Annotated in this window: 28 protein-coding genes and 1 tRNA gene; 5 read left to right on the plus strand and 24 right to left on the minus strand. The window is 33.6% G+C overall.

Annotated features, from left to right (window positions below; genetic code table 11):
• Window positions 1-29 precede the first annotated feature (29 nt).
• The 7 genes from BP17_RS08470 to BP17_RS08495 all read right to left on the minus strand — a co-directional run bounded on the left by BP17_RS08470 (window position 30) and on the right by BP17_RS08495 (window position 3,056).
• Entirely contained in the window at window positions 30-857 is an 828-nt protein-coding gene (locus tag BP17_RS08470) for an ATP-binding protein (RefSeq protein WP_035053437.1), read from the minus strand.
• On the minus strand, window positions 796-1,659 hold the full coding sequence (locus BP17_RS13130; RefSeq protein WP_051910508.1) for a hypothetical protein: 864 nt from the start codon (window positions 1,657-1,659) through the stop codon (window positions 796-798). Before BP17_RS13130 ends, BP17_RS08470 begins: the two co-directional genes overlap by 62 nt.
• A gap of 14 nt (window positions 1,660-1,673) precedes the next feature.
• Window positions 1,674-1,955 carry a hypothetical protein gene (locus tag BP17_RS08480; RefSeq protein ID WP_035053440.1) on the minus strand — a complete coding sequence of 94 codons (282 nt, stop codon included), beginning with the start codon at window positions 1,953-1,955 and terminating at the stop codon, window positions 1,674-1,676.
• A 63-nt stretch (window positions 1,956-2,018) separates the two neighbouring features.
• Entirely contained in the window at window positions 2,019-2,195 is a 177-nt protein-coding gene (locus BP17_RS13430; RefSeq protein ID WP_156956021.1) for a hypothetical protein, read from the minus strand.
• Between the two features lie 88 nt (window positions 2,196-2,283).
• The gene (locus BP17_RS08485) at window positions 2,284-2,517 is read right to left on the minus strand and encodes a hypothetical protein (RefSeq protein WP_035053443.1); all 234 of its coding nucleotides are present in this window, start codon (window positions 2,515-2,517) and stop codon (window positions 2,284-2,286) included.
• Between the two features lie 47 nt (window positions 2,518-2,564).
• Entirely contained in the window at window positions 2,565-2,843 is a 279-nt protein-coding gene (locus BP17_RS08490; protein ID WP_035053446.1) for a helix-turn-helix domain-containing protein, read from the minus strand.
• A gap of 27 nt (window positions 2,844-2,870) precedes the next feature.
• Window positions 2,871-3,056, minus strand: a complete 186-nt coding sequence (locus tag BP17_RS08495) for a hypothetical protein (RefSeq protein WP_035053449.1) — start codon at window positions 3,054-3,056, stop codon at window positions 2,871-2,873.
• A 199-nt stretch (window positions 3,057-3,255) separates the two neighbouring features.
• Here BP17_RS08495 and BP17_RS13285 point away from each other — a divergent pair, with 199 nt between their 5' ends.
• Window positions 3,256-4,011 (plus strand): helix-turn-helix domain-containing protein, encoded by a 756-nt coding sequence (locus BP17_RS13285; RefSeq protein ID WP_084676326.1) that lies wholly within the window; start codon window positions 3,256-3,258, stop codon window positions 4,009-4,011.
• 58 nt (window positions 4,012-4,069) lie between these two features.
• A complete protein-coding gene (locus BP17_RS08505; RefSeq protein WP_035053451.1) occupies window positions 4,070-5,218 on the plus strand; it encodes a tyrosine-type recombinase/integrase in 1,149 nt (382 codons plus the stop codon).
• Between the two features lie 102 nt (window positions 5,219-5,320).
• Here BP17_RS08505 and BP17_RS08510 read toward each other — a convergent pair.
• From BP17_RS08510 to BP17_RS08525, 4 genes are all read right to left on the minus strand, one after another.
• A tRNA-Ala gene (locus tag BP17_RS08510) sits at window positions 5,321-5,391 on the minus strand.
• Window positions 5,392-5,444: 53 nt separating this feature from the next.
• On the minus strand, window positions 5,445-6,224 hold the full coding sequence (locus tag BP17_RS08515) for a Cof-type HAD-IIB family hydrolase (protein ID WP_035053454.1): 780 nt from the start codon (window positions 6,222-6,224) through the stop codon (window positions 5,445-5,447).
• A 135-nt stretch (window positions 6,225-6,359) separates the two neighbouring features.
• Complete coding sequence (locus tag BP17_RS08520; protein WP_035053457.1) at window positions 6,360-8,135, minus strand: ABC transporter ATP-binding protein; 1,776 nt, start codon at window positions 8,133-8,135, stop codon at window positions 6,360-6,362.
• Entirely contained in the window at window positions 8,132-9,862 is a 1,731-nt protein-coding gene (locus BP17_RS08525; protein WP_035053459.1) for an ABC transporter ATP-binding protein, read from the minus strand. The genes BP17_RS08520 and BP17_RS08525 overlap by 4 nt, the downstream gene beginning before the upstream one ends.
• A 590-nt stretch (window positions 9,863-10,452) precedes the next feature.
• On the opposite strand from BP17_RS08525, the gene BP17_RS08530 reads away from it, so the two are divergent.
• From BP17_RS08530 to BP17_RS08540, 3 genes are all read left to right on the plus strand, one after another.
• Window positions 10,453-10,668: a DNA-directed RNA polymerase subunit epsilon gene (locus tag BP17_RS08530; protein ID WP_035053462.1), complete on the plus strand. Its 216-nt coding sequence runs from the start codon at window positions 10,453-10,455 to the stop codon at window positions 10,666-10,668.
• Window positions 10,668-12,338: a ribonuclease J1 gene (rnjA, locus tag BP17_RS08535; protein WP_035053465.1), complete on the plus strand. Its 1,671-nt coding sequence runs from the start codon at window positions 10,668-10,670 to the stop codon at window positions 12,336-12,338. The genes BP17_RS08530 and rnjA overlap by 1 nt, the downstream gene beginning before the upstream one ends.
• Before the next feature lie 188 nt (window positions 12,339-12,526).
• Window positions 12,527-13,852 carry an IS3 family transposase gene (locus BP17_RS08540; protein WP_035053467.1) on the plus strand — a complete coding sequence of 442 codons (1,326 nt, stop codon included), beginning with the start codon at window positions 12,527-12,529 and terminating at the stop codon, window positions 13,850-13,852.
• Between the two features lie 71 nt (window positions 13,853-13,923).
• Here BP17_RS08540 and BP17_RS08545 read toward each other — a convergent pair whose 3' ends face one another.
• From BP17_RS08545 to BP17_RS08605, 13 genes are all read right to left on the minus strand, one after another.
• Complete coding sequence (locus tag BP17_RS08545; RefSeq protein WP_035053470.1) at window positions 13,924-14,217, minus strand: HesB/YadR/YfhF family protein; 294 nt, start codon at window positions 14,215-14,217, stop codon at window positions 13,924-13,926.
• A 124-nt stretch (window positions 14,218-14,341) separates the two neighbouring features.
• Window positions 14,342-15,001: a potassium channel family protein gene (locus BP17_RS08550; RefSeq protein ID WP_035053472.1), complete on the minus strand. Its 660-nt coding sequence runs from the start codon at window positions 14,999-15,001 to the stop codon at window positions 14,342-14,344.
• Window positions 15,002-15,063: 62 nt separating this feature from the next.
• The gene (locus BP17_RS08555) at window positions 15,064-15,696 is read right to left on the minus strand and encodes a response regulator transcription factor (RefSeq protein ID WP_035053474.1); all 633 of its coding nucleotides are present in this window, start codon (window positions 15,694-15,696) and stop codon (window positions 15,064-15,066) included.
• Window positions 15,693-16,778, minus strand: coding sequence for a sensor histidine kinase (locus BP17_RS08560; protein WP_035053476.1), 1,086 nt, complete (start codon window positions 16,776-16,778; stop codon window positions 15,693-15,695). The genes BP17_RS08555 and BP17_RS08560 overlap by 4 nt, the downstream gene beginning before the upstream one ends.
• Complete coding sequence (gene liaF / locus BP17_RS08565) at window positions 16,775-17,509, minus strand: cell wall-active antibiotics response protein LiaF (protein WP_035053479.1); 735 nt, start codon at window positions 17,507-17,509, stop codon at window positions 16,775-16,777. The genes BP17_RS08560 and liaF overlap by 4 nt, the downstream gene beginning before the upstream one ends.
• Window positions 17,510-17,670: 161 nt before the next feature.
• Window positions 17,671-18,144, minus strand: a complete 474-nt coding sequence (gene greA / locus BP17_RS08570; protein ID WP_035053481.1) for a transcription elongation factor GreA — start codon at window positions 18,142-18,144, stop codon at window positions 17,671-17,673.
• Window positions 18,145-18,343: 199 nt separating this feature from the next.
• On the minus strand, window positions 18,344-18,994 hold the full coding sequence (gene udk / locus BP17_RS08575) for a uridine kinase (protein ID WP_035053483.1): 651 nt from the start codon (window positions 18,992-18,994) through the stop codon (window positions 18,344-18,346).
• 75 nt (window positions 18,995-19,069) lie between these two features.
• A complete protein-coding gene (gene mltG, locus BP17_RS08580; RefSeq protein ID WP_035053485.1) occupies window positions 19,070-20,221 on the minus strand; it encodes an endolytic transglycosylase MltG in 1,152 nt (383 codons plus the stop codon).
• A gap of 176 nt (window positions 20,222-20,397) precedes the next feature.
• Window positions 20,398-20,712 carry a DUF1292 domain-containing protein gene (locus tag BP17_RS08585; protein WP_035053487.1) on the minus strand — a complete coding sequence of 105 codons (315 nt, stop codon included), beginning with the start codon at window positions 20,710-20,712 and terminating at the stop codon, window positions 20,398-20,400.
• Window positions 20,713-20,777: 65 nt separating this feature from the next.
• Complete coding sequence (gene ruvX, locus BP17_RS08590; protein WP_035053490.1) at window positions 20,778-21,200, minus strand: Holliday junction resolvase RuvX; 423 nt, start codon at window positions 21,198-21,200, stop codon at window positions 20,778-20,780.
• On the minus strand, window positions 21,200-21,466 hold the full coding sequence (locus BP17_RS08595) for an IreB family regulatory phosphoprotein (RefSeq protein ID WP_035053492.1): 267 nt from the start codon (window positions 21,464-21,466) through the stop codon (window positions 21,200-21,202). Before BP17_RS08595 ends, ruvX begins: the two co-directional genes overlap by 1 nt.
• Window positions 21,467-21,622: 156 nt before the next feature.
• Window positions 21,623-24,271: an alanine--tRNA ligase gene (gene alaS, locus BP17_RS08600; protein WP_035053494.1), complete on the minus strand. Its 2,649-nt coding sequence runs from the start codon at window positions 24,269-24,271 to the stop codon at window positions 21,623-21,625.
• Between the two features lie 345 nt (window positions 24,272-24,616).
• Window positions 24,617-25,492: a YitT family protein gene (locus BP17_RS08605; RefSeq protein WP_035053496.1), complete on the minus strand. Its 876-nt coding sequence runs from the start codon at window positions 25,490-25,492 to the stop codon at window positions 24,617-24,619.
• Window positions 25,493-25,597 lie beyond the last annotated feature (105 nt).

Consider the following 25,597-nt stretch of genomic DNA (forward strand, 5'->3'; position numbering starts at 1 on the left):
GTGGAACATGTACAGAACAAGCGGAATAACTATACTTTTAGACCATCCATTCTTTTGTCTACAGTTTTTTTAAATATTACTGTTTTCATATTTTTACTCATTCTTGAAATTAATTTTCCGTCATACATTTCTTCCAGCTCTTTCCAAGATAAATTAGTTGTAAATATGGTACTTTTATCTTGTCTTTGATCCATTACGCTATATAAAACCCTATGAGAGAAATCGCTCGCTCTCTTTGTGGTACCAACAGCTCCGACAGAACTTCCGATATCATCAAGTACTAAATATTCAACTTTCCCTAATAGGTTTATAAAATAATCTTCTGTATATTTAGATTGGTTATCAGAAAAGCTAGCTCTAATCTTTCTTAGCATTGCTACTTCACTTACATAAAGACAAGATTTATTTTTACCTTCAGATTCATTAAGATTTTTCAATGTAGCCATGCTTAAATGTGATTTTCCAACTCCTGGTTGCCCCATTAAAAATAGATTGAACACTTCATTATTTTGGCATCTTTTTACTACATCAATCATTATCTGTTTGTTACTTTGTTCTTCATCCGTTTTGGTAATGTAATTTTTGAATCCTGCGTTTAATAAAGTCATATCTCCTACTACTGATTTTTCTAAAAATACTCTATGTTTTATTTTATTTTCCCTCTTTTGAAATATACCTTGATTATCAAGTTCGATTTGTTTGTTTTTCTTTTCTACTTCACACTTAGGACAAATAATTTCGCCATTCCTAAGTTCCATTAGTTCATACTTTTCATGGCCTTCTACTTTACAATGCTCAGAAAGGTAAGTAGTCTTCGTTCTTTCCATGATTGGTTTCATCATTTCTTGTAAGTTCATTACTAGCACTCCTTTCGTTTATGAACGGATCATCATACTTATTTTCATTTTGATTTATTCTATTAGTTTTAGTTTTTTTATCATATTCATCATTCCACCGTTCTTTTCGGAACCATCTGCCACCATCCATTGGTTTTAACCAATCTTTGTTTGCTTCAAGGTGGTTAACATATCTTTCAACACCCTTTTTTATATCATCAATAGATGTTCCGTTTTTAATTACTTTCTTAAATGCAGCTTCCGCATCTTTCTTAGCAGTTTTTTTAGGATATAATTTCCAAGCTTCTTCAAAAGAATGAGTAATCAAATCTTGATTCGAAGTATTTTCTTTTACTTGTTTATCATTGTTATCATTGTTTAAAGATTGTTGTTTGTGGTCAACTCGCTGGTCACTTGTTGGACGGTCGCTGGACGTTTGATGGTCAATGACTTGGTCGTTTACTTTTTTTGTGTCTTGATAATCGTTGTAATGGCATATAGTTATAAGAGTATAGTTGTTGGTCGTTTGCTTGGTTAAAAAACCATACTTTTCTAATTTATCCAAAGTTGTTCGGATTTTTCGCTCGGTCACTTCATTGTCCTTTTTAAACCATTCTTTTATCTTTGCTCTCGAAGTAACAAGCTGACCTCGCTTAATTTCTACGGAAATATCTTTGTAAATATCGTGCCACGTATTATCTTTGTGATTCGCATTTAGCACTAGGTAGATAGCAATAATTCTTTGAATAGCGGTCAAGCGGTTAAACGTATCACTATTCATTAATTTTCTATGCAGTGCTATCCAACCGCTATTCTCTGGCATTTAATCACCGCTTTCTATACTAGTTCTCTTCCAATTTTTGTAATATCATCTAAAACTTTTGAATTCTTCTCTTCAATATCCTTAGCTAAAGTAATAAGCATGGAAAAAAGAGTCTCTGTTCTCTCTAAAACCCTCTCAACTTCATAACGTGTTAATTGTCCAGTAGCATCTCTTTTGTTTATGCTTGAAAGTCCATCCCAATTTTCATTTAGCACTGATGAAATTGCTTTTATTTGTTGGTTATTCTCACTAATTTCTTGCAACTGATCCTCTAATTGACTTAATGTTTTTTTCAATTCCTAAACCCCACTTGTTTAATTTTTTGTTAATGATATATAATGAATATAAGATTCTATGAGTTATACTCTATTCCCACTGTTGGATGTCCGTCCTTCAGTGGCTTTTTTTTGTTCTTTTTTAATATAATTAATAACTGTTTCTAATTCTTTTCTTGAAACAGTAACCATTACCATTTCTGGATAGTTCCAAAGCTCGAACTTCAAACTTTCAAATGCTTTCTTTTCTTCGGACGTCATATCATTTCTCCTCCTCTAAAACTTCCATAAGCAATTTGTAACCAGTTTTGAAACCATCCCACAATTAAAGACATTGTTATAACTGCACTCATAAGGTTTCACTCTCCTCAACTACTTCACTCAAAATTGCTAACTCTATTTCTATTACATAAATTTCCTGAGTTAGAACTACCATTTTTTTAGCTTTTTCTTTATCACTCATCTGTTTTGGTTCTTCTGAAAATACTGATTCTGTATTGTAAGAGTTAAATAAGTTGCTTAATTCAAGTACCAATTCATCAATTCTTGTGTATCTTTTTTCAGTTTCTTGTTCAAAATTCATTTTATTTTCCTCCTAATTTTTTTCTTCTCGTTCCCCAACGGCTTTTTTTATATTTGATTTTCTTTCAAGAATCGATTGATTTCAGTTTTAGAAATTAACGTGATTCCTTCAACTGTTGCAATCTTTAACCCTTTAGATTTCCATAATTGGATTGTCCCGTATGATATATTAAGCCACTCACACGCTTCTTTTTGTTTCAGCCACTCTTTGCCGTAACAAGCTTCTTGCTGTTTAGCTGCAGCAATAGCTTCTCTTGCTGCAATAGTTAGCATTGCTTTGAATTCGTCTTGAAATGTATCTGGTACCGGTATTTGCAGATTTGCCATATTTAAACCTCCTTTTAAAAAAACGTGTTATTTCTTTTGTTCAGTAGCTTTACGAATAGCATTAAGCACACGTACACGCTTTTTTTCTTCCATAGGCTCTCTTAACCATACTGTTAGTGTTGTAGGCGCTATACCGACTTCTTTGGCAACTTCCCAATACCTTAATCCATTAATTACAATTGCTTTTCGAATTTCTGTATTCGCTTTAACCATAAATACTCACCTCTTTTCACAACATAATTTTAGTAGCGTTTTAAAACAAAATATTATAACGTTGTACGCTACATATTTATAAACTTAGTTTACTACATGTGCTACAATAACACAACAACAATATTGTTGTTATTAATAAACGGTTTATGCTACACTATATTTGTATTTAAAATGCAGATCTAAAAGGATGGTATTTTACATGATAAAATTAAATTTAGATTCCATTATGAAAGAAAAAAACCTTAGTATTAGTGATATTAGTAAAGATACCGGCATTGCTAGAAGTACATTAACCCCTATAGTAAAAAATCCCGATGATGTAAAGTCAGTCAGATTTGATACTTTAGATAAGCTGTGTGGATACTTAGATGTAGATCTATCCGATTTATTAATTTATTCTCCTAACAAAACTGGTATGAAATTAATTAAGATGTGGATTTCTAAAAATCGAGAATTTGGAATTTTTGAAATTAAAAGAATTACTACATTCTCTGAAAAGTCTGCGTTTGTTTCATTTGGTATCGGCCATTCAGATAGTGAGAATCATTTGAAAGTTGCTCTTGAGATTATGGATAATCACGAATTAAGTATTTTAAACAACAAAGTTAAAGGATTCGAAATAAAAAATTCATTAGAGCCAATGGAACAAAAAGACTTTAAACAGATTATTCAAAATGCAAGTAGAAAAGAACTTTTTGAATTAACTTTACAAATCGCTATATCTTTCTTTACTACAAAGCAACATGACTACGATGCAAGTACTATAGAATTATATTGGGCTGTAGGTAGCTTGTTTTTAGATGGTGTTAAAAATACATTTATTTTTGATCATGATAAAATTAATGAAAATATATATGATATTAGCGATTACAATGATGCTGTTAATACAATCAGAACTAATAGCAATATAAGTTATTTAGATAGTGAAGACTTTAAAATATTTTTCGAAAAATAAAAATTCAGACAAATCCCTCTTACCCCCGTTCCCCGTGGTAGAAAAGAGGAGCAACACAATGGCAAATATTAGAAAATACACTAAAAAAGATGGTACTGCTGCTTATATGTTTCAAGCTTATCTTGGTACTGATTCAGCTACGGGCAAACGTATTAGAGTAACTAGACAAGGTTTTATCACAAAAAAAGAAGCCCAACTCTCACTATCTCGCTTGAAAATCGAGATTGAGGAGCAAGGCTATAAAAAGAACAAACGATATAAATTTAATGAAGTATACGAGTTATGGCTAGAACAATATAAGAATACTGTAAAAGAAAGCACGTTAAATAAAACTATTGAAATCTTTAATTACCATATTTTGCCTTTGTATGGCCACTTATATATGGATAAGATCACGGTAGTATTCTGTCAAGAAGCTGTAAACAAATGGTATAAGAGTGTTCAAAAATTTAAAGCTATAAGCAACTATGCTTCCCGGGTATTCGATTATGCTATCACAATTGGCATATTAGAGAAAAACCCTGTTAAAAAGATTAGTATGCCAACTAAGAAAGTAAATGTACAAGAAGATAAAATTTTGAACTTTTACGATAAAGAAGAACTAACTCAATTCTTTAATTGTTTAAAAAAAGAAGATGACCCTGTACAACTAGCACTATTTAGAACGTTAGCATTCTCTGGTGCACGTAAAGGCGAAATTTTAGCCCTGCAATGGCGTGATATTAATTTTACAGATAACTACATTAAAATAAATAAAACTGTCACATTCGGCTTAAATAACGTTTTAATCATACAAACTCCTAAAACAAAAACTTCTGTCCGTACTATCTCAATGGATGCTCAAACAATGGCTATTCTTAAATCATGGAAAAAAATACAAAAAGAAGATTACTTGAAGTTAGGCTTCAATACATTAAACCCTACTCAATTAGTTTTTCCTAGTACTAAAAATACCATTATGCAGCCACCTAAAGTTGGAAAATACCTGGATCGTATTATAGAAAGATACGAACTAAAGAGAATCACAACTCATGGGCTTAGACATAGCCATTGCTCGATATTATTTGAAGCTGGTGCAACAATTAAAGAAGTACAAGACAGACTAGGCCATTCAGATATTCATACCACCATGAACATCTACGCACATGTATCTAAAAAGGCTAAAGAAAACACCGCTGAAAAATTCGCAAACTATGTAAATTTCTAACAATAGACGTGGAATTAGTCGTGAAATGAAAAAAATAGCCGTTAAAACGTCTTAAAGATACTGTTGTATCAACGTTTTAACGACTTATCATAAATCACAGTATGGAGTCTACGGGAATTGAACCCGTATTAACTGGCTGCCAGCCAGTCGTAATCCCATTATACCAAGACCCCAGAGTAGAACGCTGTCAGTTAAACGCTCTCACAGCTGAGCTATACTCCTAGTATTATATCAAATTTAGTTCTTTCAATGCAATATAAATTCCATCTTCATTGCAACTTTTCGTTACTTTATCCGCTCTTAATTTTACACTTTCTAAAGCATTTCCCATAGCAACTCCGGTACCTACTTTTTCAATCATCTCTAAATCGTTTAAACCGTCTCCGAATGCAATTGTATCTGCTACACCATAGCCATTCTCTAAGGCGACTCTTAAAACAGTATTAGCTTTGGAACCATCATGAGGCAGAACATCAACCCCTGAATCATGCCAGCGCACAAAACGAAATTTTGAAAATTGACTACTTTCATAAAGTTGCTTTTCATCTTCACGATAAAAAAGCAAACATTGAACCAATGAATTGTGTTGATAGAAATCTCGATCAAACTTAGGAACACCATAACCGACAGATTTCATTGCCGTTGTTATTCGAACATCTGCTACTTCATTTCTTCTTCTTAACTTAACTGGCGTTTCATAGATGATTTGATGGTTATTTGAATCTGCTACTTTAATGAGCTTCTCTAGTTGAGCCGGATCCAACGGGTTTTCGTAAACTTGTTCCTTATGTAAATATCCTGCTGCTCCATTACAAACAACATAATGACTGATTTCCAATTCATCAATTATATTTTGAGCCATAAATAAATTTCTTCCGGTAGCAATTGCCACTTCATGACCATTTTCTTTAAGCTTTTTAATAGCTAATTTAGTACTATCTGGAATAATTTTTTGATTATTTACTAAAGTACCATCGATATCAAAAAAAATCATTTTCTTTTGCATGTTTAAGTTCTCCCCTTCTTATTCATACTTCTAAAGCAATTGTACCTTTTTATACCTTAGACTACCAGACTGAAAAATAAAAATCATGAAGTTCCAGTATTACTAGACCTTCATGATTTTCTTTATTGCTTTATTTTACTCTTCTTCACTAAATTGACTATTATAGAGTTTTTCATAAAATGCCCCTTTTTCAAGCAGCTCTTCATGTGTTCCTTGTTCAATGATTTGACCTTGATCCATCACTAAAATCAGATCAGAATCTCGAATTGTAGATAAGCGATGGGCAATGACAAAACTCGTCCGGCCTTCCATGACTTTTTTCATGGCTTTTTGGATCAAACTTTCTAACCGTGTATCTACAGAACTGGTCGCTTCATCCAATATTAATATTTTCGGGTCAGAAATAATGGCACGCGCAATCGTTAGCAGTTGTTTTTGCCCTAAAGATACGTTGGAAGCTTCTTTGTTTAACTTCATATTGTACCCCTCTGGCAACGTTCGAATAAAGTGATCCACGTTCGCAGTTTTTGCCGCTTCTATAACTTCTTCATCTGTAGCGTCAAGCTTACCAAACCGAATATTTTCAGCAATCGTCCCACTGTAGACCCAAGCATCTTGCAAAACCATTCCAAATAAAGAACGAACATCTTGTCTGGACATTGATTTCGTATCGATTCCGTCAATTTTGATTGTTCCTTTATCCACATCATAAAAGCGCATCAATAAATTGATCAATGTGGTTTTCCCTGCTCCTGTTGGACCAACAACGGCAACCGTCTGACCTTTTTTTACCGATACATTTAAATCAGTAATAAGCGGTTTTTCTCTATCGTAGCCAAAAGACACCTGTTCAAAAGTTACATATCCTTCTACAGTAGCTGGCAACGGGTACTCTGTTTTATTTAGAAGTTCTTCTGGTTCATCCAAAATTTCAAATACCCGATCAATTGCCGCCGCCGCGCTTTGTATCACCCCAGAAAGTTGTGTAATTTGAGAAATGGGCTGATTGACTTGCCAAATATACTGTGTAAAAGCTTGTAAATTCCCTAGAGATAAACTTCCCGCAATGACCAAGAATCCTCCACCTACTGCCACACCAAAATAAGCTAAATTAGATACAAATCCCACTAAAGGATTCATAGTACCTGAAATAAACGCTGCTTTAAAACCATGGTCAGTTAAATTTGCGTTGATTTCTTTAAATTCTTCTAGTTTGTCTCTTTCTTTTCCATACAGTTTAATTTCAGTGAAGCCACTAAAACTTTCTTGGACATGGCCATTCATCGCTCCTAAAGATTCTTGTTGCCCTTTAAAGTATGGTTGCGATTTTTTTATAATTGCCTTAGAAATCATAAAAGATAACGGGATAGTAAAGATAATAACTAAAGCTAACGGGACAGAAAGATAAAACATCATTGTTACAGCAAATACAATTCCCATAAACGAATTTGCCATTTGAATAAGACTTTGTTGCATTGCATTGCTGATTGAATCAACATCATTTGTTACACGACTCAAAATATTTCCTTGCTGATTCCGATCAAAATAAGATACAGGAAGACGATTGATTTTTTCTTCAATTTTGTTTCTCAAATCGCGCATGGTATTTTGGACCACATTTGTCATGATATATGAGGATAAATACAATGTGATTTGGTAGATCCCTGCCATTGCTAAGCTAATAGCGACGATAGTTCGAAGATATGAAAAATTAACGCCTGCATTTGGAACATTGTTTAGCATATCAGCCACATTTTTTCCTAATTCGGTCACAGCCAGTCCAATTATATAAGGTTGTAAAGCATTGACTATCATACAAACGACCGTTAATGCAATAGCAGATAGAAAGCTAATTTTATAAGGTTTGATATATTGCCAAATTCGACGTAACGAATCTTTCATATGACTCATGCCAATTCCTCCTTTGACAGTTGTGATGAAGCAATGTCATAATAGACATCAGAAGTTTTCAATAGTTCATCATGTGTGCCTTGTGCAACTACAACACCTTTATTTAAAACGATAATGTTATCTGCATGCATGATCGTACCGACTCGTTGTGCGACAATTAAAACAGCTGCTTTTTTTGTTTCTAATTTTAACCGCGCTCTTAATTTTGAATCTGTTTGATAATCCAATGCAGAAAAGCTATCATCAAATATATAAATATCTGGTTTTTTTATGATTGCGCGCGCGATTGACAGTCGTTGTTTTTGACCACCAGACATGTTGCCTCCACCTTCTGATAAAAACTCATCGAATTGATTTGGTTTTTTTAAAATAAAATCTTTCGCTTGTGAAATATCAGAAGCTTCTTCAATTTCTTTGTCATCAGCATCCCATTTTCCATAAAGCATGTTATCAGTGATCGTTCCAGTAAATAACAAGGCCTTTTGAGGAATATAGCCAATTTTTTGACGCAACGCACTTAATTTGTACTCCCTAACGTCCACTCCATCTACTAGAATCCGTCCCTTCGTAACATCGTAGAATCGGGGAATGAGTTGGATCAAACTTGATTTACCACTACCTGTGCTCCCAATAAAAGCAGCTGTTTCTCCCGGTTTGACAGTGAAGCTAACATTTTCAATAACCGGTTCTTCTGTGTCTCCAGGATATGCAAATGTGACATTCTCAAACGTTAAATAACCATTTGTTTCTGTTTCCGTTATACCATTCGCGTTTTCTGTTATTGAGGGTTCAGTATTTAAAATCTCTTCGATTCGTCTAGCGGATACAGCAGCTCTTGGGTACATCGTAAAAATATTAGCAAACATCATAAAGGAAAAGAGTGCATGAAAGATGTATTCAATAAAAGCAATCAAGCTCCCAACTTGAAGATTCCCATTATCTATTTCTACGGCTCCTAACCAAATGACTACCACAAGAATAATGTTAAATATGATAGAAAAAGCAGGCATGGCCAAAGCCATTAATTTAAATAATTTTTTAGAAACGTTCATATAGCTGTCATTTACTTTATAAAATCGGCTCTCTTGAAACTTTTCTTGCACAAATGCACGAATAACTCTTAAGCCTGTCAAATTTTCTCGTAAGTTTAAATTGATTTCATCTAAATTTATTTGTTGCTTATTTGACAGTGGTGCTGAATACTTTCCAATAAAGTATACGATACCAATCAAAAAAGGCACAGCAATCAGTACGACATAGGATAACGATGGGCTTGTTCGAATAATCATGATGAAGCTAGCGATGAACATAAGCGGTGTCATCATTCCTATTCTAAGAACCATTTGCATAAATACCATAATTTGAAAGGCATCATTCGTTGTACGTGTCACTAAAGATGAAACACCAAATTCATTGTATTCTTTATGTGAAAATGATTGAACTTTTCCAAAAATGTCATTACGAATATCACGAACGAGCCTTGTAGTGATTTTACTTACAGTGTAAGCCAAGCCAATTAAACCAATCAAGCCGATAATAGAAATAACGATCATCCATGTTCCATAATAAGTCACTACATCAAAATCATTAATGATTAAACCTTCATTAATCAATTGGGCCAATAAAGTTGGCAACCCCAATTCGATTAAAATAAAACCAAAAACATAAAAAAAGTTTAATAATACTAATTTTTTATATTTCATGGTGTATCTCCACATTAAATTCATTTTTGCATCTCCTTGTTTTAAAAATAGTTTATACCACTCGAACTTCTTTTTATCTATGTATGAAATTAAATTATACCTTTATTTTATACAATAACTATAGCAAAAATCATAAAATATACTATAACATATTTTATAATTTTAAGTCAGTAACTTGTATAGACTTTTTTATAAATCAAAGTTTTACGACTATTTACATATCTGACTATCTTTTCTGCACAATTCTTATGAGCACATTATGACCACTGACACATTTAAAATCATCCATCATTTTATTAAAGCACGCTCATTTTATGTCAAAACTAACTTTCTATACTTAATTAATGAATTATGTTAAAATAAGGATAGCTGTTGTGTACTTACCACAACCACTAGTTCGGGAAAAATACTAAACTGAATAGAAGAATGAATCAGATTTTTTCTAGTGGCTTTACATTCATGTTAAGGAATTAAACTGACGTGGTTCTTTGATCACCTATGAAGAAACTTCATAGACTGATTTTTTTGTAGTATAAAACACTTCACCAATTGTTTATAAAAAATAGATAAACGTTCTTTACAAACTAAAGAACGTTTAAAGAGGAGAGAAATAAATGATTTTTAAAATCAATTATCAAGAAACAAAATTAAGAAATCCCAAAAGAGAAGATACAAAATCTCTTTATTTAGAAGCAGAAAGTGAAGTTGAAGCGCGTAATTTAGTTGAACAAAATACCCCCTACAATATTGAGTTTGTTCAACCAATTGATGGAAAACATCTTGAATATGAAAAAACTAGTGCAGACTTCAAACTAGTGGAGTTTAGCTAATGAAACCTTCTATAAAAAATAATGAAGCTGCTGTCTTTGCCATTGGGGGTTTAGGGGAAATTGGTAAAAATACCTATGGTGTTCAATTTCAAGATGAAATAATCATCGTTGACGCTGGTATTAAATTTCCTGAAGACGATTTATTAGGAATCGATTATGTCATTCCTGATTATAGTTATATTGTACAAAATATTCATAAAGTCAAAGCTTTAGTAATCACACATGGCCATGAAGATCATATTGGTGGAATTCCTTTCTTATTGAAACAAGCCAACATCCCGGTCTATGCTGGACCACTTGCTTCTGCTTTGATTCGCAATAAGTTAACCGAACACGGTTTATTGCGTGATACTGAATTACATGAAATTGGTGAAGATGACGTTATTAAATTTCGTAAGACGAGTGTAAGTTTTTTCAGAACAACTCATAGTATTCCCGAATCTTTTGGTATTGTTGTCAAGACTCCACCTGGTAATATTGTCATAACTGGAGATTTCAAGTTCGATTTCACTCCAGTTGGTAAGCCAGCTAACTTACACAGAATGGCTAAAATAGGAGATGAAGGTGTACTAGCTTTACTATCAGATAGTACAAATGCTGAAATCCCTACCTTTACAAAATCTGAACAAGTAGTTGGAGAATCAATTACAAGTATTATACAAAAAGTAGAAGGACGCATTATATTCGCTACTTTTGCTTCAAATATTTCTCGTTTGCAACAAGCTGCAGAGGCAGCAATGAAAACAAACCGAAAAATATCTGTTTTTGGTCGCAGTATGGAATCATCTGTTGCAACAGGCCGTCAATTAGGCTATATTACTGCTCCTGAAGAAACATTTGTAGAATCAAGAGAAATCAACCGCCTTCCCGCAAAAGAGAGTCTTATTTTATGTACAGGATCACAAGGTGAGCCTATGGCAGCCTTGAGCCGTATTGCTAATGGGACCCATCGTCAAATTTCTATCCAACCTGGTGACACAGTAATTTTTTCTAGTTCACCTATTCCAGGTAATACTTCAAGCGTAAATCGTGTTATTAATTTGCTTTCTGAAGCTGGTGCAAACGTTATTCACGGAAAAATAAATAACGTTCATACCTCTGGACATGGTAGCCAACAAGAACAAAAATTGATGCTTCGTTTAATGAAACCTAAATATTTTGTTCCCGTTCATGGTGAGTACAGAATGCAAAAAATCCATGCTGGACTTGCTGAATTAGTTGGAATTCCAAAAGAAAATTCGTTCATCCTAGATAACGGAGATGTTGTAGCTTTAACAGCCGATTCTGCCAGAGAAGCTGGACACTTCGAAGCTGGAGATGTTTATGTTGATGGAAAAGGTATTGGTGATATTGGTAACGTTGTTTTACGAGACCGTAAACTTTTATCTCAAGAAGGTCTAGTCGTTGTCGTCGTAACAATTGATTACAAGTCTAAAGAAGTACTGGCTGGTCCTGATATTCTTTCTCGCGGTTTTATTTATATGCGTGAATCAGGAGAACTAATCAACGATGCACAACAAGTCATGACAAAAAGTTTAAATAAAAGTTTAGCAAATGATAAAGTAACTGAACAATCATTAAAAAATACTATTGTTGAGAGTTTAAAACCTTTCTTGTATGAACGTACTGAACGACACCCAATGATTTTACCAGTTATCATGCCTGTTTAATCTAACAAAAAAGACCATATGTAGACTAAAATGGACCCTATAGAATGGACACTAAAAAAAGTGCCCTCTATAGGGTCTATTTTTGTATACTTATATAGAAAAATATAAGTATAGTTGATTTAAGATTATTCAGTCCATTAAAATCGTATTCCACATTAACTGCACTACGTGCAGAAAGGAGCTGCTAAATGTCAAAATTAACATTTACACCAAAACAAATCCAATTTTTAAAGACAAACCCTTATGTAAAAAATGTATCTGAAAAAAGCATTACTTATTCCGATGAATTCAAACGCCATTTTGTTTCAGAATCATTGGACTCAAAAACGACTAAACAAATATTTTTTGAAGCAGGATTTGATTTGGAAATGCTTGGTGAAAGCAGGATGAAAGCATTCTCTAAGAAATGGCGAAAAAGATATCGGGACAATGGCGTTTTGGCGTTGAAAGACACTCGCCAGGGCCATTCAGGCAGAGTTCGAAAGACAGAACTAACACCTGAGCAACAAATTGAAAAGTTACAATCCAAAATTTCATTGTTAGAACAAGAAAATGAATTGTTAAAAAAATCAGAATGGAGCGAAAGGAGGCTAGAAAAAAACGAAAAGACTAGCGAAATCTTCGCAAAAATCCATAAATTGAAAACAGATGGTTCCTACACAGGAACGATTGTAGATGCATGTGATGTGTTGGAGGTTTCCCGTTCCGGTTACTACAATTATTTGAAGAGTTCAGGCACTAGGAATGTACGAGATGAGGAAGATCAGGCTTGGAGAACCAAAATTGAAAAAGCTTATAGTTATCGTGGTTACGAGAAAGGCTCTCGAAGCATTGTCATGTATTTCAAGAATATTCTGGGTATCACAATCAATCGTAAAAAGGTACAGCGTTTGATGAGGAAATTTAATATTTTCTGCCCCATTCGTAAAGCGAATCCCTATAAAAGAATGGCAAAAGCTACCAAAGAACATCGCGCTGTTGAAAACAAGCTGGAACGTCAATTTGATCAAGGGATGGCTCACAAAGTTCTATTAACAGATATTACTTACCTACCTGGAGCTGATGGTTTCCTGGGTTATTTATCAACCATTAAAGATGGTACGACGAAAGAAATTTTAGCTCATTATGTATCTGATAATCTAAAACTTGATATTTCGCTAAACACCGTAGATGTTTTAATGAGCGCCCACGGTGCAACGTTACATAAAGATGCTTTTATCCATTCAGATCAAGGCGTACATTACACTAGCCCTAAATTTCATAAGAAGTTGATAGAGAATCATTTAGGTCAGTCCATGTCCAGAAGAGGTAACTGCTGGGATAACGCTCCCCAAGAGTCATTCTTCGGACATTTGAAGGATGAAATGAACTATAAAAATTGTACGAACTTAGAAGAATTGCGAGCAACTGTGAGTGATTACATTGACTATTATAATAATGAACGTGGGCAATGGAACCTAAAAAAATTGCCCCCTGTTCATTACAGGGAACAATTTTTATCAGGTATTGCATAAGGTCTCTTTTTTAAAATGTCTTTGACATAGGGTCCATTTTAGACTCTTTTAAGAGTCCATATGGTCTTTTTTTATTGTTCATTAAAGTGGTAAATAGGTTCATCGCGTTCTTTGTCAAAACTAACTTGTAAATCATACCCACTAAAAAACCACTCATCATGTTTATCAATGAAGTAGATTACACCATTTACAGTTGTTTCAGCTAAAATATCAGCGGGTTGAGCAACTTCCATTCCCACTGAAAACCCTTCATGAACTTCTGTCTTTCCATATACTTTCCCCGAAAATCTCACTCCATTACCTTTTTCCAAACCAACTTCATTTTCGAACCACTCTTGTGCACTTTCAGCTATATTAATTTTCATAGTAAGTCTCACAGAAACTTCTTTTCTGTGAATCCTCCTCTCATAGAAACTTATGATTCTCATTAATTCTAACACATTGGAATATCTAGCGATACATTTTAAACCTCTGTTGAAATTGACTCTTTTATGGCATTTGATTTTCTAGCCAATCGATTTCTTTTATTCCACCAACGATCATCAATGTATCATCTACCTTAATGACAGCATCAGCGGCAGGAGAAATGATCATCTCTCGTCCTCTTCGAATGCCAATAACATTCAACCCAAAACGTTGTCTAAAGTCTAATTCAAAGAGTGTCTTATTAAAAAATTTTGGATTCGTTACTTTCAATTCAACTAATGAGTACTTATCCGATAATTCTAAATAATCCACAACATTTCTTGAAACTAAATGATGTCCAATTCGGATTCCCATGTCTCTTTCAGGATGAACAACGTGGTCAGCACCTATTTTTTCTAGTACTTTTCCATGATATTCATTTTGTGCTTTAGCTGTTATATATGGATTACCCATTTCTTTAATCATTAGTGTAGTTAAAATACTTGCTTGAATATCTTCACCAATCGCTATGATGACATGATCAAAATTCCGAATACCTAATGAACGCAAAACACTTTCATCTTGAGCGTTTGCTACTACTGCGTGTGTAGCAATATTCATGTGTTCATTCACTCTGTCTTCATTAATATCAATTGCTAATACGTCATGTCCACTTTCAACAAGCGTCTGACAAATGCTGCTACCAAAACGTCCTAATCCAATAATCGCAAAATTTTTCTTCATTATCTTCACCAGCTTTCTTATTCTTTTCTCTTTAAAATTTATTCAGCTTAACCTTTTTCACTTTATTCAATAAGGTGGTGTTTAAAAGCATAAATAGTTGCTTGTGTCCTATCTTCTACTTCTAATTTAGCTAAAATATTTGAGACATGCGTTTTGACCGTTTTAAGGGTGATAAAAAGTGCGTCTGCAATTTCTTGATTAGAATTGCCTTGAGCAATCAACATTAGAATCTCTTGTTCACGATTCGTTAAGTCATCATGTAATTGATGAATTTGTTTCTTTGTTAAGCGTTCCATCATTTTTACTGTTACTTCAGGTTCAAGAATAATTTCGCCCTCATATGTAGAACGAATCGCATTAGCAATGGTACTCGCTGTAGATGTCTTCAGAATATAGCTAGAGGCGCCTGCTTCAAGTGCAGGATAGACTTTTTCATCATCGATAAAACTTGTCACAATAACTATTTTTGCTTCTGGCCAATCGTTCATAATTGCTTTTGTTGACTCAATTCCGTCCATCACATCCATCACTAGATCCATTAATATGACATCTGGGCGTAGTTCTATCGCTTTCTCATAGCCAATTTTTCCATTTTCAGCTTCTCCTATAACCTCTATATCATTTTGAATAGCTAGATAAGATGAAACCCCTAATCGAACCATTTCATGATCATCAACTAATAGCACTTTAATCATACCCTACCTCCTCCTTGTTTAATCGTATCCATAAGCGGTATTTTTATTTCTACACTTGTTCCTTTATTTTTAAAACTGATAATTTTGCATGTTCCTCCCATACTCAGAACACGTTCATTAATATTTTGCAAACCATAATTTCCAGCTTTGTTTTCGGTTGTATTAAATCCAATTCCATCGTCAATCACCCTTAACATGACAGATTGATCAATTATGTGGAGATAAACTTCTAATCCCTTTGCTTTCGAATGACGCAATGTATTAGAAAGCAGTTCTTGAACAATTCGGAAAAGATGATCTTCTATGCCATTTTTTAGCGAAACATCATCAATATCCCACTTTAATTCAATTTGAATTTTCGTACTCATCTCATTTAAAAGTTGTTCAATTCCTTTTTTTAATGACTTACCTTCTAAATTAATAGGTCTTAAATGAAGTAATAGGGCCCTCATTTCTGATTGAGCTTCATTTACAATGGATTCTATTAATTTCACTTGTCCTTGTAAAGCGCCATGGGACTGGTCCATTTGCTCATTTAAAGCAGATAACATCATCATAGCAGCAAAGAGTTGTTGACTAACAGAGTCATGTAACTCACGAGCCAATCGATGACGTTCAGACACCAGTATTTCCTCTTTTGTTTGCCCATTGATAGAATTAGCTGTACTACTACTATTCATTTGAACTTCATTAGCTAATGCGGCTAATTTTTCTCGAATATCAGCAAGTACTTTTTTTAACTCATTTGAAAAAAAATAATCTTCTTTATTCTTAATAAGAATTTTATCAAATAAGTCTTTCGAATAATCTCCCTTAACAAACGTATGAAGTATCTCCTCAATCTGCTGCCACTGGCGTTTATTAACATAATAAGCACCAAGTGTTATAGCTAGACCAATCGCTGCTGAAGCAGCCAGTAAATACCAAATAAAAGGGATATAGATAAAGCGTACTGTAAAAATATCTAAATACCAAGTTTGAGGAGAAGCCGCATAGCTATAACTAGCTATGACAACAAAAAACAAGACAAAAACCAGTGTGCTACTAGTAAAAAAAAGGTTTCTGATTACTTTTTGTTTCATATTGTGATCACCTCTAAATCTCCTACTATCACACTTGTTATTATTTTTATAGTCCTAGCTTGACTTTCATATTGTTTGCTATACATTTTAATGGATTCATTTTCCAACATATAACATTGCCCCTCAAATAAAACTTTTCCTTTAACAGAGCTATGTTCAATCATTACGCCAATTCCAGTTGGAACCAAGATACGTGTTTTTCCAAATCCTTTTCGAATAAGAATATAACTCTCCTCTTTAGGTAATAAAGTATTTCCTAAATCAATGATCGTATCTCCCATAAAAATCGAAAAATTAATGTCATCCCATTCATAAATCGAACTACCGATTCTTTCATTTCCTAACCAATTTCTTTTAAACCTTTTAGCATTCTTTGGTAAACTGTCAGTTGTTTCAACAACTACTATTTCTTTTTCATTCCATGGTGCTTGTTGAAAATTAAATGTATCCATTTTAGAGAATACTTTTCCATAATTCATATAAAAAAAGATAACGGCCGCTATTGACATATACCAGAAACCGCCGAGAGACATTAAAGCAAATGCCGTCAATAAGAGTCCAATAGCTAGATTTGTCTTTTTCCTTCTTTCTTGTTGCTTCCTACCTAAAAATATTAACCAACATCCAATAGCAAAGAGCCCTAATATAAATAGATTATTAATAAGTTGGTACAATGTCACTATTATTAAGAGGGATTCAATTAATAAGAACCATTTCCAATTATTTTTCATATCTATTAAGTCCCCTTTGCATACTTTCTTTTAATCAGTATACCGTTTTTGTTACATAATGTAATGTTCTTTAGCATGAACTTCAACTAAGCCTAAAGGCGTATATTCAAAAAAAATAAAAGCTGCTCAAAACGAGTAGCTTTTATTAAAAAGTACATTTTTTAACTAATATCTATAATTTTAACTAGCATATCTCCACCAGGTGTAGAAAAAGTTACTTCGCTACCTACTTTTTTACCAATTAAAGCTTTGGCAATCGGTGAATCATTCGAAATCAATCCGTTAAACGGATCAGCTTCAGCACTACCAACAATCGAATATTCTTCTTCATCTCCATTAGGCAATTCAACAAATGTTACTTTTCTGCCCAATGAAACTTCATCTGCTGCCGTTTTCGAGTTATCTATAATTTCAGAAAAACGCAACATATTTTCGATAGTTGTTACTCTTCCTTCAACAAAGGCTTGTTCATCTTTTGCTGACTCATACTCAGAATTTTCAGATAAATCTCCAAAACTACGAGCAATTTTGATTCTTTCAACAATATCTTTTCGTTTAACTGTTTTAAGATATTCTAATTCTTCCTCTAATTTCTTTCGACCTTCTAATGTCATTGGATATACTTTTTCAATCATTTAATAAAAGCTCCTTTTTTAAAATCATATCTGACTCTTACTTTCACTATTTAGTTGAAAGCGTAATTATATTTTTCAATATTGACAAGATACCATGTTGCATTCTATTTGTAAACAAAAAAATTTGATTCGTTAAAATTTTTAATTCAACTATCATCTTTTAGTGGCAGTTTTATCCATTTTCAATTGAAATAAAAGCTTAATTGTTTGGTAAAATCATTTCTTCAACTAATATACTTCTAATTTTAGTTGTCATTAAGTCAATAGCCACTTGATTCGTTTCACCTTCTGGAATAATAATATCCGCATATTTCTTAGAAGGCTCTACAAATTGGTGATGCATCGGCTTCACCACATTTAAGTACTGATTGATAACAGAATTTAACGTGCGGCCCCGTTCTTCTATGTCTCGTTTGATACGTCGAATAATACGTATATCATCATCCGTATCAACATATACTTTTATATCCATTAATTTTCTTAGTCGTACATCTTCTAAAATTAAGATACCTTCCAATATGATAACTTCTTTGGGTTCTTGTATAATAATATTCTTACTTCTTGTATGTGCAGCATAATCATAAACCGGTTTTTCAATAGATTTATAATCGATTAAATCTTCTAAGTGCTGAATAAGTAAATCAGTATCGAATGCAAAAGGATGATCATAGTTTGTTTTTAAACGCTCCTCGAAGGATAAATCACTTTGATCTTTATAATAAAAATCTTGTTCTAGCATTAATATAGAATGACCTGCAAATTGATTATAGATTGCACGACTTACACTAGTTTTCCCACTACCAGATCCACCAGTAACACCAATTACTATTGGTCTTTTTTTGTTCGTCATCCTTATTCCTCTTTTCTTGTGAAAAGCATTGAATCAAGTGATTCAATGCTTTTTTTTCTTTATCCTTCATTCAACTTAATCGACATATTCTGCTTTATATTCTAAATGTTGTTCATATGTTTCAGCGTAATAAATTTTACCTGTTTCCATATCTGCTAAAAAATAGATATATTCTGATTCAGTTGGTTGTAGCGTTGCTTTTATAGCATCTGCACTTGGACTGTTTACAGGTCCAGGACCAAATCCAGGATATCTATATAAATTGTAAGGAGATTCTACTGAAACATCTGTGTTTGATATATATTCTTTGTGTTCATTTAATGCATAAAGAACAGCAATATCCGTTTGTAAAGGCATATCAATTGCCAATCGATTATAAAAAACGCCAGCAATTAATTTACGGTCTTCTAACGTAAATCCTTCACGTTCGACTAATGAAGCAATTGTTAAAATATCTTGTATCGTTCTATCTGAATCTTTAATTTCAGGATAAAATGTCTGCATTTCTTCATCCATTCTACTGATCATGTTTTCAATCAGTTCTTCTAATGACATTTCTTCTGGGAAGTCATAAGTCGCAGGGAATAGATAGCCTTCTAACTGATATCTAGTATCTTCAGCTTCAAGAGCTGAAGTTAATAATTCAGGGTATTTGATCAGCACATCTGCTAAAAATTTCTCATCTTGGATAGCTGTTAAAAAATCTTCTTTAGTATACTCTGTATTTTCAGCAACAGTATCTCCAATCTGGTCAATCGATGTACCTTCTTTAACTAATATTCTAATTCCTTCATATTCGGCAGTTGTTCCACCTTGCTGAAGTTGATCAATAATTAAATCAAGCGACATCGAAGGTGAAAATTCATACTCTCCAGCTTGAAATCCTGTTTCATTATTCAAGCGAATATAATAACTAAATACAATAGCACTTTTTATAACACCATTATCTTGCAAAATTCGTGCAATATCTTTAGAACTAGAACCTGTGGGAATTTCAACCATCTTTTCCGTTTTATTCTCTTCGTCTAGTGGTTCTAAAGAAGTGGTAACATATTGGTATCCTATTAAGCCAAAAAGAATCAACAATAGAATAAATGCGGCTAAGATGCTAAGTACAATTCTCTTAACCAATTTTTTTTCTTTTTGTCTTTCACTTGCTATACTAGTTGAATCGATTTTTACTTCTTCATGATTTTTTGTTTGATTGTTCTTTTTTCTTTTTGACAAGAAGCGATCCTCCTAACTATACCAAGACTTTCCTTGATCTTTTCATTTTACCTATGACACTAACTTGTATCATTATACATGATATCATAGTTCATGAGAACAAAAAAAAGCCAACAAATAAAATTTGTCAGCTTTTCATATATCTTACTTATAGTTTCATAATTTGAATAAACGAATTATTCTTCTTCATCTGCTAAAAATGTATTTAATACTTCTTCGATCATATCCCATTCTTCTTCAGTTTCGATTGGCTTTAACTCACCTTGTTCTCCAGTATCGGTTTCAATGAATGAGTAAACTTCAAGTTCTACTTCTTCTCCTTCATTGGCACCAGCCGGGTAAACGAAAACATAAGATTTGCCATAGTCATCTGAATCAAATGTAAATAAAATTTCGTATAATTGTTCATTACCTTGTTCATCTACTAATGTGATATGTTCATGATCATGGTCGTGTTCGTGGTCATGGTCGTGATTGTGGTCATGTGACATTGGTCAACACTCCTTTAATATAAATTACATTTCTTATTCATTTTAGCGTACTATCTATTGAATTACTAGTTTTGATTTTGATTCAAATAATTTTGAAGGATGATAACTGCAGCCAATTTATCAATTACTTTTTTCCTTTTGGCTCTAGAGGTATTTCCTTCTTCTATAAGCATTCTTTCAGCTTGAACAGTTGTTAAGCGTTCATCCTGCAATATTACCGGTAAATTAAATGTTTCTTTAATTAATTCAGCATACCGAAGAGAAGCTTCTGCGCGAGGTCCGATAGAATTATTCATATTTTTAGGTAAACCAATAACTACTTTCGTGACTTCATGAATGTTGATCAATTCGCCGATCCGGTCTATACCATATTCTTCTTGTACTTCATTAATTTTAACGATTTCGATTCCTTGTGCTGTCCAGCCAAATGGATCACTAACGGCTACACCAACAGTTTTGGAACCGACATCTAATCCCATTGTTCTCATTAAGCTTTATTTCCACTCTCTTTCAAATAGGTTTTTACAATCTCTTCAACAATTTCGTCACGTTCATGACGTCTAATTAGATTACGAGCATCTTTATGACGAGGAATGTAAGCAGGATCTCCTGAAAGTAAGTAACCAACGATTTGATTGATTGGGTTGTATCCCTTTTCTTCCAAAGCATCATAGACTAAACTCAAAGTTTCTTTCACACTTTTTTCACTGTTGTCGCCAACATTAAATCGTACTGTTTCATCGGTTGAACTCATGGTCTACACCTCAATTTCTGTAACATATACTCTTATTTTACAAGAAAGCACTTCAAACTACAATGATTATCAGAAATGAACGTCAGAAATTCTTTGTTTTTTTATTTTTCAAAAAAGACCTAGAATTTTGTCTAGATTTTTTTAAATTTAGTAGCTTTATTTTTTCTCATTGACCCATTCTGTAACTTTAGCTAACGCCTCTTGTAAGCCTGCTGGATTTTTCCCACCTGCTTGAGCCATATCGGGGCGTCCGCCACCTCCACCGCCAACTAGTGGGGCAATCGTTTTAATCAGATCGCCAGCTTTAAAACCTTTTTTAATAGTTTCAGCATCAATAGCCGTCAGCAAATTAACTTTTCCTTCATTTGAAAAACCTAATGCTAAAACATTTGAAATAGCTTGCTGTTTCCATTGATCTGCTAGTTGACGCAGTTGATTCATATCTTTCACATCGACTTCAGCAGCAACAATTGTTATACCGTTTACTTCTTTTAAATCCTTGAAGATGTCACCGGCTTGATCATTAGCTAGTTTAGCTTGCAATGATTCATTCTCTTTTTGAACTTCTTTTAATTCATTTTGCAATTGTTGTACTTTCACTATAATATCTTGTGTTTGCTGAGCTTTCACTAATTCAGCTACTTCATTTAACCGTTTTTGTTCTATTTGCAGCAAATGATATGCAGCTTCACTTGTTACAGCTTCAATTCTTCGGACACCTGCACCTATTCCTGATTCAGAAATAATTTTAAAGATGCCGATCTCACTCGTATTACTGACGTGAACCCCACCACATAACTCTATCGAATAATCGCCAACATTTACAACACGGACCAAATCACCATATTTTTCACCAAATAATGCCATCGCACCCATTTCTTTAGCTTTAGCAATCTCTGTTTCTACTGTAACTACTGGAATAGATGCCCATATTTTTTCATTTACGATTTTTTCCATTTCATCTAATTCTTTTTGTGTAATTTGACCAAAATGTGTAAAGTCAAAGCGTAAATAATTCTGAGTTACTGCTGAACCAGCTTGGTTAGCGTGTTCACCTAAACAATCTTTTAATGCTTGATGCAATAAATGAGTGGCCGTGTGATTTCTAGTTATTTTGTTTCTTAAAGCTTTATCAACTTCAAGCTTATACGTTTTCCCTACAGTAAGAACTTCTAATACCTCTGCTAGATGCAAGGGTTGTCCTGCTGGAGCTTTCTTAACATCTACTACTTTTGCAACGATGTTACCGGTTGAGTCTTTGACTACCCCTTTATCTGCTATTTGCCCACCCATTTCAGCGTAAAATGGTGTTTGATCAAAAATCAAACGAACTCTTTCACCAGGTTGAACTACCGTTACAAGTTCTTCATCCGTTGCAATCACTTCTAAAGTACCAGTGTCAGCTGTTTGATTGTACCCTACGAATAGACTTTCTTCTTTTAAATCTGAGAATAATTTTGTTTGAACACCCATTGATTTTTCAGTTCCTCGAGCTGCACGAGCTCGATTTCTTTGAGCAGTCATTTCTATTTCAAATCCTTCATGATCTACTTCTAACCCTTCATCTTGTGCATATTCTTCTGTCAATTCAACCGGAAATCCGTAGGTATCATATAATTTAAAGATATCTGATCCTATAATTATTTTTTCACCTTTTGCTTTTAATTCACTGATGCGTTCATTCAAAATGGTTAACCCATCATTGATTGTTTCAAGAAATCGTTCTTCTTCATTCTTGATTACTTTAACAATAAATTCTTCTTGTGCTAAAATCTCAGGATAATGGCTATCCATAATCTTTCCAACAATAGGAACCAACTTAAACATGAAGGCTTCTTCAACGCCTAATTTCTTCCCATGCATAACAGCTCGTCTTAACAAGCGACGCAGTACATATCCACGTCCTTCATTGGAAGGCAAAGCACCATCACCAATAGCAAAGCTTACCGCACGAACATGGTCTGCAATGACTTTAAATGAAATATCATCTGTTGCATTTTCACCATATTTCTTGATTTTGCTTAATGATTGGACTTTTTCAATAATCGGCATAAATAAATCCGTTTCAAAGTTCGTTGGTGCATCTTGTAAAATAGAGACAACACGCTCTAATCCCATACCTGTATCAATATTTTTATTGGGTAATGGTTCGTAGGTACCGTCAGGTTTATGATTAAATTCAGAGAATACTAAATTCCAAATTTCTAACCAACGCTCATTTTCTCCTCCTGGATAGTTTTCCGGATCATTTTCAGCTAAATCATTAAACGCTTCGCCACGATCGTAAAAAATTTCAGAATCAGGACCACTTGGACCAGCACCAATATCCCAAAAGTTATCGGCTACTTCTACAATATGATCACTAGTCAATCCGATTTTTTCTTTCCAAATCTTTTTAGCCTCTGTATCTTCAGGATAAACAGTCACATATAATTTTTCAGGATCTAGATCCAACCATTTTCCTTCTGTTAAAAATTCCCATGCCCATTCAATTGCTTCTTCTTTAAAGTATTCTCCAATTGAGAAATTCCCAAGCATTTCAAATAATGTATGATGGCGAGCCGTTTTTCCCACATTTTCAATATCATTGGTACGAATACTTTTTTGTGCATTTGTGATTCGAGGATTTTCGGGAACTACAGATCCATCAAAATATTTTTTTAATGTTGCTACCCCAGAATTTATCCACAGCAGTGTTGGATCTTCAAAAGGAACTAGTGATGCACTTGGTTCTACTTTGTGTCCTTTTGATTCAAAAAAATCTAAAAATAGTTGACGAACTTCATTACTTGATAATTTTTTCATATTATTCTTCCCTTCAAATTCAAATCTAGTTAGTTTAAAAATAAATACAAAAAAAGTCCAACAACAGCATTGCTAGACAAGGACGAAAAGTTCGCGGTACCACCTTGTTTGCAATGATGTCATTCGACGGTTCATTACCTCTTAAGTCTCGATAACGTGAGAAACGATAGTATTGCTACTATTTTATTAAGGGAGCATTTACCTAATATTGTTAGTTTTCTTTCAGCCTCGGAAAACTTTTCTTTAAACAAGTGATTAAATTAATTTTATCCTTAGTACGTTTAAAGTATAGGAGAATCTGCTTCAATTGTCAATAAATTAAAATGCTATCTTTTCTAATAACTTTTAGATAATCGTCTTTTCTTTAGCTAAAGTAAATCCGCGGCCCCATACTTCACTTGCACTCATAACGACTACAAAAGCATTTTCGTCTACATCTAGAATCGCATCTTTTAAAAGTGTGAATTCTTGTTCCGCAACGACACACATCAACATTTCTTTATCTGAATTTCCATATCCACCTTTAATACCTAAAGTGGTCACTCCACGATTAACTGTATTAAAAATTGCTTGTTTAACTTCTATTGGGTATTCAGAAATAATCATGACCGTCTTAGAATGATTAAAACCTACTTGAACAACATCTATCGTACGACTAATAACAAACAATGAAATAATAGAATACATTACAACCTCTCCATCAAAAACGAGCAAAGCACCCACGATCACTAGGCCATCTATTAAAGCTACACTCATTCCTAACGGTAATTTTATGTACTCATGAATAATTTGGGCTATAATGCTTGTCCCACCCGTTGAAGCTTTTGCTCTGAACACAATACCTAAACCAATACCTGTCACAACTCCACCAAATAAAGCCGCCAATAGGGGAGCATCTGTCCATGGTTTCATGAAATTAAACATACCGATAAATGTCGGTAAAATCAAACTTCCTAAAATGGTTTTATAACCTGCTTCTTTTCCTAGAAAGATAAAACAAAGCAAAAGCAAAGGTATATTAAAAGCCAGTTGCACAATGTAAGGATCCCAACTAAATACACTACTTGTGATTGTACTGACCCCACTAATACCTCCTGAAACAATCAAATTTGGCAACAGGAAAACGTTAAATGCAACAGCAGCAATAAGTGAGCCAACAATAATGTACAGAATATCAAGTGCTCCTAGTGCATATTTATTTGATAATACTTTTTTCTTCATTCACTTTCTTCCTTCCTAAACCTCTGAAACAAAATCTTTATTTATTCTAACACTTCAAACAAGATTGCGGCAGAGTTTCATTACTTTCTCATAAAGATTCCAAAA

It is taken from the genome of Carnobacterium pleistocenium FTR1, assembly GCF_000744285.1.
Taxonomy (GTDB): Bacteria; Bacillota; Bacilli; order Lactobacillales; family Carnobacteriaceae; genus Carnobacterium_B; species Carnobacterium_B pleistocenium.